Annotated in this window: 12 protein-coding genes and 1 tRNA gene; 5 read left to right on the top strand and 8 right to left on the bottom strand. The window is 33.8% G+C overall.

The features are described 5' to 3' along the window. The first annotated feature begins 18 nt into the window (after positions 1-18). Positions 19-2,541 (top strand): N-6 DNA methylase, encoded by a 2,523-nt coding sequence (locus H0Z29_05490; GenBank protein MBO8130956.1) that lies wholly within the window; start codon positions 19-21, stop codon positions 2,539-2,541. Here H0Z29_05490 and H0Z29_05485 read toward each other — a convergent pair. The 4 genes from H0Z29_05485 to H0Z29_05470 form a co-directional block, all read right to left on the bottom strand. Continuing rightward, positions 2,521-2,619, bottom strand: a complete 99-nt coding sequence (locus H0Z29_05485; protein MBO8130955.1) for a helix-turn-helix domain-containing protein — start codon at positions 2,617-2,619, stop codon at positions 2,521-2,523. The genes H0Z29_05490 and H0Z29_05485 overlap by 21 nt on opposite strands. 273 nt (positions 2,620-2,892) lie before the next feature. After that, positions 2,893-2,965: transfer RNA gene (locus H0Z29_05480), tRNA-Asn, on the bottom strand. 57 nt (positions 2,966-3,022) lie between these two features. Continuing rightward, complete coding sequence (locus H0Z29_05475) at positions 3,023-5,518, bottom strand: glycoside hydrolase family 9 protein (GenBank protein MBO8130954.1); 2,496 nt, start codon at positions 5,516-5,518, stop codon at positions 3,023-3,025. Positions 5,519-5,549: 31 nt separating this feature from the next. Beyond that, a complete protein-coding gene (locus H0Z29_05470) occupies positions 5,550-6,905 on the bottom strand; it encodes an AGE family epimerase/isomerase (protein ID MBO8130953.1) in 1,356 nt (451 codons plus the stop codon). Positions 6,906-7,181: 276 nt separating this feature from the next. Here H0Z29_05470 and H0Z29_05465 point away from each other — a divergent pair, with 276 nt between their 5' ends. The 4 genes from H0Z29_05465 to H0Z29_05450 all read left to right on the top strand — a co-directional run bounded on the left by H0Z29_05465 (position 7,182) and on the right by H0Z29_05450 (position 16,824). Then, complete coding sequence (locus tag H0Z29_05465; GenBank protein MBO8130952.1) at positions 7,182-8,168, top strand: LacI family DNA-binding transcriptional regulator; 987 nt, start codon at positions 7,182-7,184, stop codon at positions 8,166-8,168. A 188-nt stretch (positions 8,169-8,356) separates the two neighbouring features. Continuing rightward, positions 8,357-11,434, top strand: coding sequence for a TonB-dependent receptor (locus H0Z29_05460; protein ID MBO8130951.1), 3,078 nt, complete (start codon positions 8,357-8,359; stop codon positions 11,432-11,434). 21 nt (positions 11,435-11,455) lie between these two features. Continuing rightward, positions 11,456-14,014 carry a T9SS type A sorting domain-containing protein gene (locus H0Z29_05455; GenBank protein MBO8130950.1) on the top strand — a complete coding sequence of 853 codons (2,559 nt, stop codon included), beginning with the start codon at positions 11,456-11,458 and terminating at the stop codon, positions 14,012-14,014. An 86-nt stretch (positions 14,015-14,100) separates the two neighbouring features. Beyond that, a complete protein-coding gene (locus tag H0Z29_05450) occupies positions 14,101-16,824 on the top strand; it encodes a T9SS type A sorting domain-containing protein (protein MBO8130949.1) in 2,724 nt (907 codons plus the stop codon). 35 nt (positions 16,825-16,859) lie between these two features. On the opposite strand, the gene H0Z29_05445 is transcribed toward H0Z29_05450, so the two are convergent. The 4 genes from H0Z29_05445 to H0Z29_05430 all read right to left on the bottom strand — a co-directional run bounded on the left by H0Z29_05445 (position 16,860) and on the right by H0Z29_05430 (position 22,107). Continuing rightward, positions 16,860-18,557, bottom strand: coding sequence for a peptidylprolyl isomerase (locus H0Z29_05445; GenBank protein ID MBO8130948.1), 1,698 nt, complete (start codon positions 18,555-18,557; stop codon positions 16,860-16,862). 70 nt (positions 18,558-18,627) lie between these two features. Further along, on the bottom strand, positions 18,628-19,656 hold the full coding sequence (locus H0Z29_05440) for a hypothetical protein (protein MBO8130947.1): 1,029 nt from the start codon (positions 19,654-19,656) through the stop codon (positions 18,628-18,630). A gap of 499 nt (positions 19,657-20,155) precedes the next feature. Further along, positions 20,156-20,977 (bottom strand): RraA family protein, encoded by an 822-nt coding sequence (locus tag H0Z29_05435; GenBank protein ID MBO8130946.1) that lies wholly within the window; start codon positions 20,975-20,977, stop codon positions 20,156-20,158. Positions 20,978-21,003: 26 nt separating this feature from the next. After that, positions 21,004-22,107, bottom strand: a complete 1,104-nt coding sequence (locus H0Z29_05430) for a cellulase family glycosylhydrolase (GenBank protein MBO8130945.1) — start codon at positions 22,105-22,107, stop codon at positions 21,004-21,006. Between the last annotated feature and the right edge of the window lie 232 nt (positions 22,108-22,339).

The raw sequence follows: 22,339 nt of genomic DNA, 5'->3' as shown, positions 1-22,339 counted from the left end.
TAAGAGGGAGTGTAATTTATGCCTGAAAAAGAATTTAAGCCGACTGAAGAGTTCGAGACCAAAGAAGGATATATTAAGGATCCCGTATCAGGCCGTCTTGTAAAAATAACCCCTGAAAGAGTAGAAGCAAAACTTATCTTTGCTGAAAGGCTCCTAAATGAGTATGGGTATTCGAAGGACCAGATTCAAACTTTTCCAGAATTTTATATTCAAAAAGGAAGTACAAAAATCGGTCCAGCAGATATAGTAGTTTTTATAGATAGTAAAAAGACATTTGATAATATTTTTCTTATTGTTGAAACAAAAAGGAAAGACAGGAAGGATGGAATAAAACAACTCAAAAGTTATATCGATCCCACTCCTGCAGAAGGCGGAGTTTGGTTCAATGGAACTGAAATAGCTTACTTTAGAGTTATAAGGAAACCGCCATCTTACACACCACAACTTGTTGAATGGAGAAATATCCCCAAAAAAGGTCAATCTTGGGAAGAAATTGGAAAGTATAAAACTGGTGATGAACTTATTCCTGCTCAAAATCTAAAGTCTATCTTCAAAGTTATCTATTACCATCTTTACACTAATAGTAATCTTCCAAGAGCAGAAAGACTTGGAGGAGAAATGACACGACTAATATTCTGTAAAATATACGATGAAATGCATAATTACAGGGATTTAAAGTTCAAGGCTGGGGCAGAAGAGCCAGACAAAAAAGTTGCTGAGAGAATAAAGGAATTATTTGAAAAAGTCAAAAAGGAATATCAAGATGTTTTTGAGAAAGATGAGAGACTATTACTTGATGATAAATCTATTGCTTATGTAGTAAGCCAGTTACAAAATTATAGTTTGTTGAGAACTGACAAAGATGCTGTTGGAGACGCTTTTGAGGTTTTTATAGGACCAGCATTGAGAGGAGAAAAAGGTCAGTTTTTCACGCCTAGAAATGTGGTTAGGTTGTGTGTTGAATTACTTGATCCCAAACCAAACGAAAAAATTATTGATCCTGCTTGTGGCTCGGGCGGTTTTTTAATAGTTGCTTTGGAATATGTTTGGAAAAAAGTGGAGCAGAAATATAAACATCTTTCAAAGGAAAAAATAGGTGCTTTAAAAAGTGAGATTGCCTCAAGAAATTTCTACGGAATCGATAAAGAATTCGATTTAGCTAAGGTAAGTAAAGCTTATATGGCAATTGTAGGAGATGGCCGAGGAGGCATTTTTTGTTCAGATAGTTTAGTAGATCCTAAAGAATGGCCACCTATTCAAAGAGAAATGATTAAACTTGGTACTTTCGATGTACTTTTGACAAATCCTCCTTTTGGTTCAAAAATTCCTATTACCAGCAAATCGTTGTTGCAGCAATATGAACTTGGCTTTAAATGGAAATTAAATAAGAAAACGGGTAAGTATGAAAGAACTGATAAGGTATTAGATAAACAAGTTCCACAAATTCTTTTTATTGAAAGATGTATCCAATTATTAAAACCGGGCGGAAGAATGGCTATTATTTTACCAGAGACATATCTTCACGCAAAGAACTCCGAACATATATTACAATTTTTACAGCAATATAAAATTCTACATGTAGTCGATCTTTCCCATGATACTTTTAGACCTCATAATAACGCAAAGACAGTTGTTGTAGTTTTAGAAAAGAGCGCGCCTAAAGAGAACCATAAGATTTTCTTTTCAATTGCCAAAACAGTTGGTCACGATCATACAGGTAGAATACTCTATAAAATCGATCCCATAACAAAAGAAAGGACAAATGAGATTGACGACGAGATTCCTCTAATAATAAAGAAATTAAGAGAATATAGATCCTCTAAAAAAGTTATTCCTACTTCCCTATTGTTTTATAAAAGATACGATGAGATAAACCGTAAGGTATTGGTTCCAAGATATTATTGGCGAGCCTATATAAAAACTATAGAACAGTATGCTAAAGAAAATGATTGCGAGTTAATTCCATTAGGTGAGTTGTGTAGACGAGAGATATTGAAAGTTTATGAAGGACACGGTTCACCTGATGCAATTTATAAGGGAACAGGGACTATTCCCTATGTAAGGGTTGCAGATATTGTTAATTTAGAAGTTTATAAGAATCCTACCGCTTTAATTCCAGAAGATATCTATTTGAAAAAGAAGGGGCGGGGTATAGACTTGGAGGTGGGTGATCTTCTTTTTGTCAGACGTGGAAGTTATCGAATTGGCAGCGTAGCTCTTGTTTCACCTTTTGATAAAAAAGTTTTATTAACAAAAGAAATTTTAATATTTCGTGTAGTTAAGAAAGAAAATGACTTCGACATCACACCTTATTACCTTATTTATCTCTTAACCCATCCAATAGTACAACTTCAAATAGAAGATAAAGTTCTTATTGAAACTACTCTTCCTAACATTGCTGATAGATGGACAGAATTACTTTTACCTATCCATAGAAATAAGAAAGTGAGATCTGATATTAGTAAAAAGGTCCAAAATGCTTTTGAGTTAAAGTGGAAAGCTGTAGAAGAAATAAGAAAATTACAAGAAGGAGCAATTTAAAAATCTCCACTGACCAGCGATTTTGATAGAGGGGATTTGACCAGAGCGGGCAAGTTTATAGACGGTATGTTCATCCATCTGTAGATAATCCGCCAATTGCTTTACCGTTAATATTCACGGAGAGTCTTTCAACTTTTTTAAGGATACCTTCTTTTATTATTTAGAATACAGAGTTTTACTATAAAGTAACTCATTTTTCGTAATTATATAAAAAATAATCCAAAAGTCAAGTAAAATGTAAAATATTTTAAGGAGTGTATGGGTTTAATATTTCCTTAAAAGTTTATTCTTTTACATTTATGAATTTTATTAAGGGGATCAAAAGGGATAGTTAGATAAAATAAATGAAAGCTCCGGCGGTAGGACTCGAACCTACAACCTAGTGGTTAACAGCCACCCGCTCTGCCTATTGAGCTACGCCGGAATCAATTATAAAATAATCAAGCAAATTTAATTTTATTTTAATAACAAATCAAATGCTTTATTTCTGATTTAACTCTTTTATTGCGAATATAAGAAATATAAAGTTTGACGCTGCACCCCCTATTACGTATTCCGATTGCTGCCAGAGGTATGGAAACTCTTTTAATTCGGGAAGATCAGGTCTGATCAAATTCGGTCCTGAGATTACTCCTCCTGGTATATATGACCAGTCAGCACGATTAAAGCCGTACGCTATAGTTGCAGATTTGACCCCAACTCCAGATACAAGTGATGACGTATTTTTACCTGGATGAACTCCCAGTAGATAATCAAGGGTCCTTTCTACTGGTTCCTTTGGTATTATTTCAGGAAATGATTTATGGAGAAAGTATAATCTTACAGCTAAATTTTCCAGTCCCCAGGCAGCACCCCATATATGTGGATGAAAGGGAATTCCAAAAGGAGTTTCACTTAGTTGTTTGTCAAGTTCAATCCTATATTTTTTCACGGTCTTTCTCATTATTTTCTCGAATTCTTTATCATTAATTAAAGGTAATATTCTTGAAACAATCCATCCTATCCTGTTAAAGTGCTTTTTTATTATTTTCATACTTTGAATGATTTCCTGACGATATTTTTCCTCTCCAGTCGATAATAATAGTTCTGATGCTACTTCTATTTTGGAGATAACAGCTCGACCATCAACATCTTTATAATTTTCAAACACGGTTTTTGCAATATCAAGGCATTCATTTGCAATTTTTGGTTTATAGTTTTTCATTACTCTATAAGCCTGTGCAAGGCAGGCAGCAACGTATAATTCTCGATAGGGGTTTTCCTCCGTAAATACCCATCTGTCATCGGGGATATGACTTTCTGTTGCCCTAATTTCCTTATCATTCAGGTCAGAATTATAAATTTTATTATCCGTCATCGACCTTGCATCACCAAGTAATACGTACTGTTTTAAAGTAGGACAAATAATCCCACGATAAAACCTGCCGAGACTTTTATATCCATTAATTATTGTTATAAGCCCGTGTTCAATTTGCTGAAGTATATCAGGGATTCCATCGGGTTCGTTTAAAATGACGAGATGTTTATCCTGATCGATAGTTGTCTGGTCATATTCAATTTTAAAGAGCTCGTATATTATGGAAAGTGACCTTACTGTCCCAGCTTGTGACTCTATCCTCAGGTCATAATCACCAGCATCGTGCCATCCACCTGCATTGAGACCGGGGACATGTTCATAAGGTTTGTATCTGGTAAGGGTAGATGGACCCTGTCTGTATCCATCAAAGTGTATTATATCTGTTGGAGCCATTAAGGCATCGTCCATATGACACAGATCATGCCACACCCTGTATCTATCTTCTACACGCATATGGCACATCTGAATTGGGAGGAAATAGGATAATGTTGGTTGCCATACATCTTTGTCAAATACATTCTTTGAGATTCTGAAACAATTAGATTTATAATCGTCCCATTTTACGAAATAAATACCTTCTTCTTTAATTTTTGAAAAGTCAAATTTATAATAATTGTATCTTAAAAATTTACCCCATGATTCTGGTTTTGATTCAAATACTATTTTATTGTTTCCATCTGTTTCTATTTTTATCAGTTTAATCTCTTTTTGGGATTTATAATCTTTGTCGGTTTCAATGACAGCAATTTTTTGTTGATTGGGTAGGTATCCAATTTGCGAAACATGAATCACGGGTTTATAAAACCAATCTTTGACAATATTTGGTATAATTTCCCACTTAATAACGTTTTTAGTTCTTTTGCCTATTTTTGAACTTACAATAAACCATCCGTTATTGTGTCTTGCTCTTCCATCTATTAGCTCCAAATTACCAATTAAGGCGTTTATGGTTAGTTTTCTATAGGGGTCTTCGGGAGCAATAGTCAGACTTTTGCCTGTTGCCATTGGTATTACTTCAACTTCGCTATTATCTTTCTTATTAATTGAGCTGGTGAATTGAGGTGGAAAGAGACCTGTTTTATTATCCATTATGTAGTGTTTACCAGAGAACTCAGCGGGGTATAGCTCAAGGTTAAACCCGACTTTCCCAGCCCATTTATCGGGTAGAGGATTATTCAGGGCTACTTCAATTATTATTTTATTGGCTTTGGAGTATACTCTAATTTTGTATTCCAATTTCAAATCAGGATAAATAATTGGATTAAAACCTTTTCTGTTTCTATCGGGATCAGGATAATATAGGGAAACCATTATCTGGTTTTTTTCTTTAATTATTTTTTTATTTATGAGTTTTGGAACAGGTTCCCACTGACCTGGCGCTGCTTGGAGTCGAATATCGCCATTAGCAGCGACTCTTACACCATGATGGATTATGGTTATACCACTCTGGTGACCCTCGGGATAAAAATCATCAAAAACTATAACATCGAATCCCTTAGTTGAGAAGTAATTCATATCGTTAAGTTTGATTTCATATTCTTTGGTTTTAGCATAGCATAATATAGCTGAAAAGGATAGAAAAATGAATATAATAAGTAAAAAGTTATCTGTAATTCTCATATTTAACCTCATATTAATTCTAATTACGTTACTATCTTTTTAATAATTCATGATTATTTTCAAGGTATTTTATACAGCATATTAGTGCTCTAACGTTATGGTAATTGCCTTTCCATGTCCATGCCTTTGGCTTACTTACCTGGGGAGAGTCAGTATCCAGTCCTTCAGCATACCAGCCTCCGTATTTTTGATCAATTAAATAGTTGTCGATATAATCCCACTGTTTTTTAAAAAGTTCGTAGTAACTCTTATTATTGGGATAAAGTTTGTAGAATAAAAGTAGAGAATTTAGACCTTCTGCTTGAGTCCACCAGATTTTTGCTTTGTTAACAACTTCTGGCTCTGTATTAAAGTAATAGGCAGCATCATAAAATCCACCTTTTTGTTTATCCCAACCATATTTTATTGCATGGTCAACAAGTTTTTTTGAAATTTTCAGGGTCTTTTCTGAAAATTTACCATATAGGGTTTTCTCTGCCTCTAAGAGTAAATATGCTGTTTCGACATCGTGGCCAAAGGAAACATGGTCTACATAGATATTTTTCCTGAATATTTGAACGGGTTGACTTTTCAATGATATATGAGTCCAATCTCTTGCAAAATGTAATAACAAAAAACCTCTTTTATCTACAATGGTGTCCCTAACGATATAAAACATTTCTTCTAGTTTTTTGCGAAGTAGAGAATCTTTCCAAACAGCATACAATGAGGAAAAGGATTCGAGCAGGTGAATTGATGAGTTATAGTCTTTCCAGATTTTAAGTTTATCTTTCAATTCTGAAGAAACTACATTTTGAGGAATAGGTTTTCCCTTGCGAGTCAGGGCTTGAAAATAGCCTCCATAAACATTATCATAAGCATGTTTGTCCAACCATCGGAATGTCTTTATTGCCCAGTCAAGATAGGTCTGATTTTTAGTTACTTTATATAATGCAGTAAAGCCATATATTGCAAAAGAGTTTCCATATGCAGTCTTTGGAGGAGAAGTTTCAGCATATAGAGGAATCCCTGTCCTGTCAACAAGATCAAAGAAGCCTCCATACTTATTATCCCACATTTTAGTTGTTATAAATTTTGCTCCATGGATAGCATGTTCCAATAACTTGTTATTGTTCAGGAATATTGCTGCATTTGCAAGTGTCCATAAATGTCTCGTTTGAGTTACGACCATTTTGTTCTGCATTTTCGTTGGTTTCCAATCGAATGAAAAATTGGATAAAAATCCACCATAGGCAGTGTCTATTGCCAATGGATACCATATTTTTATTATGTTACTATTTAGAGATTCTAAAAGTTGAGTAGAAAGATTTTTTTCACTGCAGAATGGGAATAAAATTGGAGTTATTATAATAGGTACGATAAATTTTCGAAAATTTAGTGGTAACATGGCTTGTTCTCTATTTTAATAGTCAGATATATTAAAGTAAATAATTTACATATACAAGAGTTTAAGAAAAATTTATTAACTTAAATTTCTATATATTTAAAATGTTAAACACGAATTCATATTAATATAACTGTATAACACTATTTATATATAAATATTTATCTAATAAAATTAATAAATGATATTTTCAATAAATAAAGGCTTGACAAAGTAATTTAATCAATTTATATTTTTTCGTTGCTTTTCGTTAAGTTAAGAAATATGAAGGATGCTGATATGGTAACAATAAAGGATATAGCAAAATTAGCTAACGTTTCTATATCGACAGTTTCGAAGGCATTAAATGACCGAAGGGATATAGGTCGGGAGACCAAGGAGAAAATAATTAAAATAGCAAAAGAATTAAAATATGATCATCACAGATTGAGGAAGCTAGAAGCTGAGAAGACTAATAATATAGGAGTAATTTTCTGCAGGGAGGGCAGGCCATTATCAAATAATCCGTTTTATTCCAGAGTTCTTGAAGGAATTGAGGGAGAAATAGTTATAAATAATTACAATCTTATATTGCAATTAATTCCTGATCCAGAAACAAATAAATTGCCTAAAATGATAAGGGATAATCAAGTTGATGGGATTATTGTGGTTGGTGTTTTTAATGAGCTGTTTACAAATATCATTAGAAACTCAATTATACCAGCGGTATTTGTAGACCCTAAAGTTTACTTGGATAAAGAGACGCAGGTATTAATAGACAATGAGCACGGAGGTTTTATTGCTACTCGGTATCTTATAAATAAAGGGCATAAAAGAATAGCCTTTGTTTCAGGACAGCTTGAAAGGCTCAGTTTTAATCAGAGATATATTGGATACAAGAAAGCTCTTGATTTTTATGGAATAGAGTTTGACGAAAATTTAGTAAAAACAGGTGGATTGGAAAGAGGGTATGAACATACGATTAGTTTATTGGAGAATGAGAATCCACCAACTGCTATATTCTACGCAAATGACCTTAACGCTATTTACGGGTACAAAGCAATCAAGGATAAGGGATTGAAAATACCAGATGATGTAAGTGTCATGGGTTTTGATGATATTGATATGGCGAAATTCTCAAATCCACCTTTGACTACAGTGAGGGTATATAAAGAAGAGATGGGCTCGATCGCTGTTAGACAATTATTGAATGTAATAAGTGGTAAATCCTACAGAGGAGTTACTACAATAGTTCCCGTAAAATTAATTGAGCGGCAATCCGCATAAAGATTCAATAATTCTTTATATTTATTTTCGTAAAGTTTCAATATAATCGAAAATATTTAGAAAAAATGTTGACATAATGTTACCGTTTTTATATATTAATCCTGTCTTTAAAGTGATTTAATCAAATGAGGGGATGATGAATTTAGCAATGAAAAAGTTTATTAAAGAGAACGAAATACGGAGGAAATATGACAAGAATCATTAGTGGATCTATTTATATTTTTATTTTATTATTCATTGTAAATAGATTACTTGGTCAAGCAACTGGGAATATATCTGGATATGTGTACGATAGTTCAACGAAGGAACCTCTGGCATATGCTAATGTCTTATTAAAAGGAACATTTATTGGTGCCGCCACTGATAAAGATGGACGATTTAGCATTTTAAATGTTCCTGCTGGCGATTATACATTATTAATATCGTATATAGGTTATGAAGAGAAAGAAATTGATGTTACGGTAAAACCGGGTGAGACGGCCACAGTAAGGGCTGAGCTTAATTATCGCGGTGTTATGGGGGAGGAGATTGTTGTTACTGCTCAGGTGGAGGGTCAGTTGTCTGCAATTAACCAGCAATTTACTTCTAATGAAATAGTTAACGTAGTTTCGAAAGATAGGATTGAAGAGTTACCAGATGTAAATGCTGCAGAATCCATTGGTAGATTACCTGGAGTTGCAATTGAACGCTATGGTGGAGAAGCGACAAAAGTTGCTATTAGAGGGCTATCTCCAAAATTCAATGCTATTACAGTGAATGACGTTAGATTGCCGGCAACAGGTGGTGATGATAGAAGTGTGGATTTGTCTCTAATATCCTCAAATATTCTTGATGGTATTGAACTGAAAAAAGTGGTGACTCCAGATATGGATGCTGATGTATTCGGTGGTACTGTGAATTTAAAGTTAAAAGAAGCCCCAGATAGATTTAATATGAATATGGCTTTTCAAGGAGGTTATAGTAAAAATAGAAATTATTACGGGAATTATCAATTCACTGGTAGTATCAGTAATAGATTTTTCAATAAAAGGCTGGGGGTAATTGGAACATGGCATATTGATAATTATGATAGGAGCGCTGATAAATTTTCTGCAGGTTATATTCGTAGGGATTATGAAGAGAAAGAGTTTGATCCGGATATTGGGGAATCTGTGAATGTTACTAAAATTGGGAAAGTCCCAAGTAACATAACCCTCAGGGATGAAAATGTTTATCGTCAGAGAAGAGGTTTGAGCTTGTTGTCTGATTATAGAATCTCATATGGAAAAATAACTGCCAATGCTTTTTATAATGTATTGTCATGGGATGCGGTGAACAGGCTTGATAATATAAGTGGTGTGAATACTCAGGATAATAGAAGAAATTTTTCCTTAGAAAAATCTCAGGGTACAACGAGTCTTTTTACAGGTGCAATGGGAATGGAGCAGAATTTTGGATTTTTAAGTTATGATTTTAGTATTTCTCGTTCCAGTTCGGAAGCTGATATGCCATATTCAGGGAATAGTATTGTAACATTTATACGTGAGAGAAATAATCTTGATGCCACCAAGGTTGGGCCGAAAACCGATCCCTTTGATATACCGGATCTTTTAACACCTGATTCAGCAAAAACCTGGTTTTCAGAAGCATACAAAAATAGTATAGATAGATATGAAAAAATCTGGAGTTCTCAGTTGAATATTAAAGTTCCTTATAATTTTGGAAATCTGCTACATGGTTATATTAAGTTTGGTGGTAAATATAGACATGTTGATAGATTAAATGATGAAAACAGAGTTGGAAGATGGGGTGAGCAATACGGTGGTTTTAATGGCGATTTACAGACAATGGTATCTTATTTAATGGAAAAATATCCTGCAGTGTTTGATAGTACATTTTGGGATACTCCAGAATATGAGGGGGGATTTCCACTTTATCTAGTTATAGATAATAAGTATAAAAGGGATGATTTTCTGGGAGGAAGGTATCCTCAGGGTTATATAATTAAGGAAGATATGGCTGATTACCTGTTGGAAGCTTTATTCAATGCTGATGTAAATGATACGATAGATATCGATAGGGTTCCAATGGTAGATTATTTCGGTCGTGATTACGATGGTTTTGAAGTACATCAGGCAGCATATGCAATGGGAGAATTTAATATAGGTAAGAAAATATCTGTTATAGCTGGGGTAAGATGGGAAAGGGATTTTAGTAAGTACAATGGTAGAAAATATAGAGAAGTAACTATAAATAATCAGCCCCCTACTCTTGAGGAAATTCTTGAAGCAATAAAAGAAGGAAAGGCTGTGACATTATATGATTATGATACATTAACAATTAAAAGGGATAATATATATACTCTACCAATGATACTAATGAATCTCAAACCTAATGATTGGATGAGGGTAAGACTGTCCAGGACTGAAACTATATCAAGACCGGACTATATTCAATATGTTCCAAGGACCTTTATAAATGTATTTGGGACATGGGGTGTAGCCAACAATTCAAAATTAAAGCCACAGCATGCAATTAATTATGATTTAGCTTTTTCGTTTTATAATAACTATCTGGGATATTTATCAATTTCAGGGTTTTATAAGGAAATATATGATCTAATCTTATTTACATCTTTCAGGTATTATTCAAAATATTTCCAGACTCGTGATGTAGACCTTTCAGGTTTAAACATACCGGAGGTCTGGCTAAAACAGGGACCACAGATTGATACATATCTTAATAATAAATATCCTGGATATTATAGAGGGTTTGAATTTGAATGGCAGACTAACTTCTGGTATTTGAGAGGGATGTTTAGTGGACTCGTGCTGAATGTAAATTTCACTTATATTACTTCAAGTATAAAAAAGGAGTTATGGAAAGTAAGGTCAAAAGTTGTTGCTTTTCCTCCACCGCCACATAAAGAGTACACATTATATGATACTACCAGGACATCGAGGATCACTGATCAGCCGAAATATATTGCAAATTTAACATTAGGGTATGATTACAAAGGATTTTCTGTAAGATTATCATTTCTATATCAGACTGACAAAGTAACCTATATTGCCGAATACCCTGAATTTGATAGTAGGACAGGACCTTACTATAGATGGGATTTGACTTTTAGGCAAAAGCTAAATAATAGGATTGAACTATACGCTAATTTTAACAATTTAAATGAAAAACCCGATGAAACTTATTTAGGTGCTGACTACACAAGACCATCTTACATTGAATATTATGGTTTTTCTATGGATGTTGGGCTAAGGTATAAATTTTAACAAATAAAAAGGAGGTAAATTATGAGGAGAGGTTACTTAATTTTAACCCTGTTAGTCTGTATGTTTTTAACAATGATTCCAGAACAGGCTAATGCTGCTGACACACTACTTGTACCTTGGACGGATGGGACGCAAATTTTCGTGGACACTTTAAGAAAGGCTATTGAGAAATACGGAGATGCAAAGATTTACAAATTGCAGGCAGGTGGATACTACTGGATTACAGAGACTATGAATATTGATTTCCCATTGGTGATAGTAGGTGAAGAGCCAACTAGCGATTTACATCCTGCGATAATTCAAATGGTTTCAAGAGAAGATGGTTCAATTGCTGGTCAATTAATGAATGTAAGTAATTCTCTTACTCTGATGAATGTTGCAATCTTGGGTTGTGATGAAAATGGCGTGCAGACTTATTATTTCCCAATTGATGTAAGTGCAGAGAATTGTAAGTTCTATATGAAAAACGTAATATTTGAAAGAGAGAAATTTGGAATTATTCTGTACGCTGGGAAAAACAATGATATAATCTACGAAGATTGTAAGTTCAGGCATTTTGGGGATATGTTTCCGGATCAGCAATGGCTTGGTCAGACAATCAGGATAACAACAGACCAGGATACAGTGATTGTGGAAAACTGTACCTATCTTAATATAATGTTCACTCCGTTTCAGCTTGAGGGTGGTGCTGGCAATTACGTGAGATTTAACCATAATACTATAGTCAACATGGGACGTTCGTTAAATGCAGGAGCCTGGTGGAAAGAAGCCTATTTTACAAATTTACTTTTGATAAACCCATTCTGGCATGGTCAGACCAAGACTGAGTATACAAGTGAGACCAATTATGATCCTGAGAGGGATGACTGGGTAGATGCGGTTGGGTTCTTCACTGTTGGTGATCTACCAAGCAGATATGGTACAGAAGAAGGTAGGAGAATTCTTTTTGGTCCTGTAGCAGCTTGGAGAGATCCAAAATTTGCAGAATACTATACAAAAGAGGGGGTAGCTGATGGACCATATAAGCCACAACCATTTCTGTCTAATTTCACAAGAAAATGGTACTTTGGTGAAGAATATATACAGAGGAGGGTGCTTGATACATTATGGCTTGCTGAGAAACCCAATTTTGATGCCGATGTTGACGACTGGGTAGTTGATTCAATGATAGCATGTATTGAGGGTTTAAGAGAGGGAATCTCTCCATCGACTGAATGGGCATGGGGGATACCTACTGATGAGGCTGGTGATGTAATACATACTGATATACTATGGCCATTACCTGAAGACTTTCATTACACTCAGCCAGCCGAATTATTAACAAAGGGAACAGATGGATTACCACTTGGTGATTTGAACTGGTTCCCTGATAAAAAAGCTGATTGGGAAGCAAATAAAGATGCATATGTGGCATGGATAGAAGCGCTACCTGGTAATAAAATTATAGAACAACCAATTGCCACAATAGAAGCAGAAGATGGTAATGTTAGTGATGGAGCCGAGGTTGCTACTTTTGAAGGTGAAGCATGGTATACATTAGAACCTGGTTCTTCAATAGAGTGGACTTTCGATTCGGATTATGAGGGTCCTATAGATATGAAAATGAAAGCTAGGGCTGATGGAGTAAATATAGGCTTTGATTTTATTTTAAATGGACACAATATTGTTGATGCCGCTCGTAAATGGGGGCAACTTGTTGTATGGACAGGCTCGGATGATCCACAGACATTCTGGACCGGAAAAAGTACGGATGAATTTTATGAAGCTTTTTATGCGACAGCTGAACTACATTGTTTTGATGGAAGTGAATATATTGCTTTGGTTTCTGGACAGAATACGCTAAAATTACAGTATTCTTGGAATCCAATTTCATTTCAGTGGGTGGAATTTTACGAACCAGGCACAGAAAATTTAATAGTTCACTTAGATGCAAAAGATGCTGTTAGTTACAATGCTACCCCAGGAGGTTCAGGTGCGTGGGTACCATCCTCATTCAAATCTGTTGATTTAGGTACAAATGGCACTGTCTCATTTACAGTAAATCTGGAAAATGCGGGAGAATATAAAGTTCGTGTATTCTATTGTAATTCCAGTGGAGCTGATGCGACTGGTAGTATATCAGTTGACGGGACTGTAATTGAAAATGTTACATTTAAGTATGATACAACTGGGACAGATTTAACGACTGGCGCATTCTCTGCCGATGCTGGAAGCCATGAAATTGCAATTACCGGTAGTTCCACAAAGATAGACCTTATCCAGATCATAAGTAAGACGGAAATTGAAGTTGGTATTAAAGAAGACAATAATCTTGCAAAACAGTATAGACTTGACCAGAACTATCCTAATCCATTTAATCCAACAACAACTATTGGATTCTATATCGAAAAACCACAGCATGTTAAACTGAATATTTATAACATGCTTGGACAGAGAGTAGCTACTATGTTAAACCGGCATATGAATGCTGGATATCATGCTATTAATTTTGATGCAGGTAATTTACCCTCTGGGATCTACTTTTATCAGCTGGAAGCTGGAAAAGTTAAGCTGAATAGAAAGATGGTTGTATTGAAGTAAGCTATGCTTCGGTTTGTATTATATAAGCCAGCAGGTGAGAAATCACCTGCTGGCTTTTTTATTTGTTGAGGTAAGAGGTGGTAACTATGTTGTGTAAGGAATTGAGGTTTATTATCATTTCTATATTAATAATTCATACAGTAAATATATATGGGCAATTAAACAGGATTGGATTTAATGATCAAGATTTATTCTTAAATGGTGTAAATGTTGCATGGATAAACTTTGCTCGTGATATCGGACCAAGTCCGACTGATTTTAAAGCCTTTGCTGATATGTTTCTTGATATTCACGATCATAGAGGAAATGCAGTCAGATTATGGTTGCATACAAATGGTGTGGAAACACCTGAGTTCGATGAGAATGGATATGTAATTGGTCCCGGAGATAGTGCAATATCAGATTTAAGAAAAATACTTGATATAGCCTGGAGACGAGAAGTGGGAATTATTTTATGTTTATGGTCTTTTGATATGTTGAGAGAAAACTTACCTGATTATATAAAAGAAAGGAATAAGAAATTATTAACCAATGATGAGTATGTGAGCTCCTATATAGAAAATTGTTTGGTTCCAATGGTAGATTCACTAAAAGATCATCCTGCAGTTATTGCTTGGGAGATATTTAATGAAGCAGAAGGCATGAGTAATGAGTTTGGATGGGATTTTACGGAGCATGTTCCAATGGCTGATATACAAAAGTTTGTAAATCTCTGTGCAGGTGCAATTCATCGAACTGATCCTGATGCAAAAGTTACAAATGGGACGTGGGCGCTATTTGCATTAACAGATGTAGTTCTACAAACAAGCGACTATAAGAATGTAAGTAAAAATTATTATAAAGATAGTGAGTTAATGGGGGCTGGTGGTGATAGTTTGGGATACATGGATTTTTACTGTCTTCATTACTATGATTATCCCTATTATCCTGATTCACCTTTTTATAGACCATTTTCCTACTGGCAGATTGATAAGCCATTGGTGATTGCGGAGTTTCATACTAAGGCATATCGTACAGGAGAATCAAGATACAGCGAACCCGACACTCTATTTAGAAGATTGTATAAACTGGGCTATGCTGGTGCACTTGCTTGGTCATGGACTGATTTGCAAACTTCTTCAAGAGAACTTATGCGATACAATATGTTTGATATCTGGAATAATTATAGGGATGAAGTGGATATTAAAGGTAAATGGGGACAATGGCCTAAAATTAATTTATTAAATCCAAAAGAAGGATATGTATATAAAGACAGTAGTGATATCGAAATAAAGGCAAAAGCGTGGGATGAAGATGGAAATCTTGCATTTGTTGAATTTTATGTAAACGATAGTTTAGTTGGAGTGGATTCTGTATATAGTGAGGATGATAGTGATTCTATCTACATATTTCTGTTGGAAAAAGTACCATCTGGATTTTACACTGTTTTTGCAGTTGCTTATGATTCTGTTGGAAATTATAGAGAAAGTCAAAAAGTAAATATAAATGTAGGTGTTGGAGGTGTAAAGATAGAAGCGGAGTCCGGTCAGTTATCTGGAGATGCAGTGGTAAAAACTGATCAACAAGGATATTCAGGGAGTGGGTATGTTTTTATGGACCATGAGCCTCCAGAAGATAGTATATGTATTACATTTTACTCTTTATTGGAAGGAAATTTCCCACTAAAAATAGGGTATTCGAATCCTTATGATACTGAAAAATACAATTTTCTATATGTAAATGGTGATAGAATTGGAGAGATTTTTTTCCCGAAGACAGGGCAGGAATGGTCAATAGTAGATGCTGGAATGATTCCTGTAAAAAAAGGAAAGAATACGCTATCAATAGTTGCATTCTGGGGGTGGACACTCTTTGATTATTTTTATATTATCGGTTTAAGAACGACTCTGGAAGAGGATCTTGTTGCTTATTTTACATTTGATGAGCTTGCTGATACAAGTACAATTGTAAAAGATGCCAGTGCAGGAAATTCCGGTAAGTTATACAATACAGAAATTGTAGAAGGTGTAGAAGGGAATGCTTTGAGTTTCAACGGTAGTAGTTATTGCTTAATTGAGGATGATTTCAGTCTGGATATTTCTGATCAAATAACAATATGTGCGTGGGTCATGCTGGAAGATGCGTCTGGAAACCAGAATTTAATTCAAAAAGGTAAAAATTACGGTTTCTTTGAACTAAGAGAAAATAATTCAAGAATTTACAATGTGTTTTATTCAGATAGATATCAGGAGTGGAGGATATTTCCATACACTATTAATAAAGATGAAATGACAGGATCATGGCACCACTTTGGCTTTGTTTATGATGGAGATAACATTAGGAATTTTATAGATGGACTTTTGGATACAATATATATCTATAGCGGTTTATTATCTATTAATGATGATTACCTAGGTATAGGGATAAATTCTCCCTATAATGATGCTTTCTTTAAAGGAAGGGTAGATGAGATTAGAATATATAGCAGAGCACTGTCTGATGAGGAAATTTTTAATATTTATAAGAAGTATGAGCAGTCTATAGAGAATCAAGAAGAATATGTTGCGCTGGACTATGAATTACTACAAAACTATCCTAACCCTTTTAATGCTTATACTGTAATACGTTTTACTTTACCAGAAGAAGAAAATGTCAAACTGATAGTATACGATCTGGTTGGTCGAAAAGTTAAGGAAGTGCTAAATTGTAAAGTGAAACCTGGATATTATTCTGTTCGAATTGATATGGATAATATGCCCTCCGGGATCTATTTTTATCAATTGATAACTGCGAATAAGAGAATTACAAGAAAGATGATTTTGTTGAAATAAATTTACGGTGCTGTTGAAATATAAAATATCATCTTTTATAAGCCAGCTAAAGCCCAGTTTATTTTAGCACTATATTTATTTTTTAGCTTTATATAGAGCTGATTTTCAGTATTTTTTGTCTTCCATCTAATTAAATCAATTTTAACTTTTCCCTTAACTTCTTCAAAGGGGGAAGGACCTTCAGGAATTATATTGCCAACTTTGATAACAGCCCAATCTCCTCTGTAGGAGACCGGTTCCGGGTAAATGGTGTTTGGTTTCATTCTTGTCGCTATTTGTCCTATAACACTGTATTGGTTTTTGTTGATATAACCAAGATATCCTTTGATTTTTTGAAATCTTTTCGAATAGTTATTAAAAAGTGTATCAAAATCACTCCCATTTCTTAGCATATTAATGATTCTTTTTGCATCATCTCTGGATGGAACCACTATTGACCATGTTTGAACCATTGTTGGGTTAATGTATAAAGAATCCTTGTGTTTATTATAATATTCCAGTAATTCATTGTCGTTTATTGTTATCTTATTTTCAATCTCTTCCTTCTTATATTTTTTTAGTATTACGTTTTTACTATAGCTCTCGAATGTTTTTAGAAAGGTTTTTGTAGTATCCAGCCCGAATTTTACAGCTTCCTTCTCGACTATATTTCGAATTATTATGTCCCTGAGTAGGTATGCTAAGTTGGATTCGATTTGAACATTATAAAGTAATGCTTCGGTTTTGTATTCGTAATCACTGAGTAAATCTTTAAGCCTGTATTTACCACTATCCCATTCGGCCAAAACTATGTTTTTTGGGTAAGTTTTTAGGATTTCAACCTTCTTTTCAGGCGTTATCTTTTGATTTTTTAGCTCTCTTAATTTTGTCCTATAGTAGTTTGCAATAACTTTGATATTATTTTTATTCAATTTTATTTTGTGTGTATTAATAATATTATTAATCATTTTACTGCGAATATTTCGAACATAGCTTTGATTGTCCATAATATAAATTTGTTTTAATGTTTCTTTATATTCTTCAAATGGAATAAGTTTTTTGAATTCTACTTTTATGACTTGAAAAATATAGTAACCATTATTATAGAAAATGGGTTCTGTAATTTCTCCCTCTTTCATGTTGTATATGATATCTCGATAGCTTTTTGGTAGGCGTACCCACTTTTTGGGTGGTAATATTCCGCCATAGGCAGCAGAAGCTTTATCATCGGAGTATTGTTTTGCCAGCTTTTGAAAGTCAGCATCGTTTTTAAGCTTGTTGTATATACTCATTGCGAGATTATAAGCTTCTTTTTTTGATCTTCCATTCTTTCCCCCAATCTTTATGAATATTTGTCTCATATTGATTTCCTTTTTCATTTTTTCATACAGGTCTTTTAATTTCTCATCATTAATTATAGTATCAATTACCACTTTTTGATAGTATAAATTGAAAAGAATTTCTTTTCTGCGTATTTCCAAGTCATTTTTTATTTCTGGTATTCTGTCATAATTTTTATCGAGTGCATCTTTATAAAAAAGTTCTCTTTTGCAAAATTCTATTATGTAATCCTTCTTTTGGTGTTTTTTGAGGTTTTTGAAAGATTTTTCAGGAAAATAATTATAAAAATCCTCCATGGTAAAATTTTTAAAGGATGTTGACAATAGGATATTTTTAGCGGGCTCAGGTCTTTTTGCACACGATGTTAGTATTAATAGGAATGATAAGAATAGGTATTGAATTAATTTCCTCATTTGGTTACCTCCAGAGGTTATTCAATATAATTTTCAATTAAATATAAAATAATTGAATTCACAAATAATTTTATTCCTCAAGATTGAGATATAAATAGGGTTGATATCTTCCATTTTTATACTCATGCGGATAGAACGAATATATTATTGCTCCAAGTGGTTTTAAAGCTATACCTTTAGTTATTCCATTTATCATTCTTGTTAACACAGCATTATTAATTGCAATCAGAGTTTTCCCTTTCTTTTTTACTTCAACATCAATAATCATCTGTGAATTTATTAAATCATATAAGTTTTTGTTCCCACAAAAATTTTCAAGACTTAATGAATCTTCATGTTGACAATAATTATTATATACTTCAGATACTCTGATTATACCAAAGTCTTTTAAATCTCTTTTAAGTTTAATAACACTATGAGTTGTTAATTCAATAACTCCAAAACCCTTAACTTTTTTACCTTTAAATCTGTTTAAATCCCATTCAAGGGTTGCATATTGATCGTTTGAAACTGATAAAATGGGTACTTCTTTATTTCTATAGAACAGTTTCCAATCGTAAAGTTTTAATTCCGGGTAAGTTAAATTTATTAATCCATCTCTTGAAACTGGTATTTTATATTCAAATGTTTTGAGATCTGGAATTTTGGGATGATAGGGTAATGGATTACCTTTATCTGGAACTATTGTATCAATTCTTACAATATCTACCTTATAATAGTCTATATCCACTCTGTATTTTTCTAATCCCCAATCCATCAGTGCTAATTGTCCGAAAACATGATCGCCCGGTCTGGCATCGAAATTTTTTGTTGTCATACTTATTACGTGCCAGTTGGTAGTGTCAGGTATATCATATTCCATCAGATGAGTGTGAAAATCAGTTGTTCTTTGAGTATTCAAGTGGAGATTTATTCGTTTTGGAGCTGAGCTTACTCTTACTCTTGCTTCGACTCTGAATTCGTATTCATTCTTTTGTATCAAACTTAAATCCATATTATTAGATATGCACCTTCTAATAAGTGCCCACCAGATACCCATTTTATCCTTTGTGGCGTCTACGTAAATAGATGCATATCCATCTTTTTTAACAAAATTCATCGAAACATTTCCATCACCTGAAAAAAAGGTCCAGCCATTAAGAGCTGTGGGATCGATTTTTAAAGTGTCTTCGAAATCATCTATAAACTGTGCATTGGAAAAAGAAAAAACTGATATAAAAAAATTGAAATAAGAAGTTTTAATGGGATTTTCATATTTGATTCCTCTTGTCTGTTTTATAAGATTATTTATATTCTTTCGGTTTCACTTCTGATTATCCTTTTAAATTTTTCACATTCTATTTTATTAAAACTGGTAATAAATATAGTTTTTTGATTTTGATTTTATTTTTGCAACTATTAGAAAAGTGAAAATTCATGCCTTTTCCATTCACATTTTTTAAATAGATAAACACATCTATATTCAATAATTTCATATTCTTGTTTATTTTAAATCGTTACTTGCACTACTAAATGACTTTGCAACTATCTGTTTTACTTCTAATTTTATACCAAATGTAATTGTTATTTTTTTATTTTTTACTAATAATTTTACCACATTATTTTACAGTTTTATCCAGGGGTAGATTTAATTTTTCATAAAGAGATCTTCTGCCTTCTTTATCTTTCTCTAATATTTCACGAGCATATTTCGCAACCTCTTTCGCAACTGCTCTGGGAACAACTATAACACCATCTCCGTCCGCTACTATTACATCTCCTGGACATACCAGGACTCCACCAATCTCTACAGGACGATTCACAGATTCTATTTCATTTCTTCCTGGTCTTATGCCTCTGCCTTTTTTCCTTAGATATAACGGGATTCTTTGAATGGTTATCTCATCTGTATCTCTTGCAGAAGCATCAGTTACAACTCCAACTGCACCTCTTCTGTGCCACTCCATTATGTTATAACTACCAATACTACCAATATCGTCTTCCTCGACATCGTCAATAACTATAACAGCACCCGGGAAAATAATATCCATAAATGCTTCGTGGGAATATTTAGAGTAAAAATTTCCTTCCCATTCATGGAAGTCTTGACCGGGTGCCGGTCTGTCGGGTTTTTGAGTCGGGACATAGCGAACAGTAATTGCTATGCCTCTTATCTGATGGCTAAGGTTTTTAAAATCCTGCCATAAGGGATGTATTGTCGGGTCAACAAGCCCTTTATCCGGTAAACCTACCATATCCATTGCATCAGATACATCAGCTACCCTGAGTCCTTCAAATAGTTTTAGCAATTCCTGATTTTCCTTTTCGGAATATACCCTGGTTTCTATAAAGTTGATCCCCTTTTCCAAATCTTCTTTAGAGTAGTTTTGTGGGAAGATCGCCAATTTTAGAAGTATTATTGTTATAAAGATTCGATACATAATTATACCTCCCGCTGAAAAAGTTTTTACATATATTCCTTTATTAATTCGAGCATTTTCCTATCAAGTTTCCATCCTTTATAGTTTTCATATTTTACATCCGGTCTGTTGCTATTGAAAATTCCGAAAGCTCCTCTTAGATTCCATAATGCAAATCCCCAGTTTACTTCTTTCCATAGAGAAAGAATATCTTTCATCCACTTTAAACAAACCTCATGCGGGGTTTTATTATAGCAACCCCATTCACCAACATGAACCGGGACACCTTTTTTCATTATCGGTTTCCATGGATCAATTAATTTTTTTCTCAGGGTTTCTTTATTCCAGATTTCTCCGTTATCTGCTTTTAATGGCCAGGTTGGAGGAGATTTTGTTTGAAATGCCTCTGGTGGAACCCACGTTGCTTTATAATGAGTTAAACTCATCGGATCATATCCACGTGTGCTTTGAACGAGACCCAGGTCAACAATACCAAACACGGGGGTTCTACCGACATTAATTCCATCGGCAAAAATCAATCTATCAGGACTTTCCTCTCTTATTCCTTTGACAAGTGCTTTTACGACTTCTATATATCTGCTTTCATTTTTCATATGTGGTGGTTCATTTATCAAATCGAAGCTTAATATTCTGTTAGGTATATCCTTGTATCTTTTTGCAAATATTTTCCAGTGATAAATTGCTGCGTCGAGAGCTTTCTGCATATTTTCTTTGGTATCATCAAATAAATCCATTGGCTCGTTGTCTCTTCCATTGATGCAATAACCCGGGATTCGATGCATATTTAGATTAATGTGGATTCCATATTGTTTTCCAAACTCAATACACTCATCAATATCTTCTAGAATTTTCTCGTCAATCTGATACCAGTTATCCGGAGATGACCAGCACCAATAGGACATTGGTATCCTTGCAAAGTTGAATCCCAGCTCAGCCATTATTTCGAAATCCTTCTCTTCAAATTTTTTTCTCCCACCATAATTTGTGAATTTTTCCAGTAAGTTAAATCCATAGTACTTTGGTATTGTAATCTTTTTTGTTTGTTTTTTTAGTGAGGAGAGAAGAGATACTCCAGAAGAACTAACGAGGCTAATTATTATTGCACTTTTTAAAAAATCACGCCTTTTCATATTACCTCTGTTTAATAGAAATATTGAATTTAAACTTATGAATTATAATGAAACAAGTTCAAACAAGCAATAAATATTTCTATAAATTTCGCTATTTTCGTAAAAATCAGGGCGTATTTTAATTTTATGATGCCTGAAAAGATTTTATATCAGTGCTGAATTGCTCGAATTGATATTTAAATTAATTATTGTCGGAAAATGTTATTGAAAAAAGTTTATACTATGCTTATAT

The sequence above is a fragment of the Candidatus Neomarinimicrobiota bacterium genome (genome assembly GCA_017656425.1).
Taxonomy (GTDB): domain Bacteria; phylum Fidelibacterota; class UBA2242; order UBA2242; family B5-G15; genus JACDNV01.
Note: the sequence above shows the minus strand (reverse complement) of the source record. Positions and strands in the feature narration are given on the sequence as shown.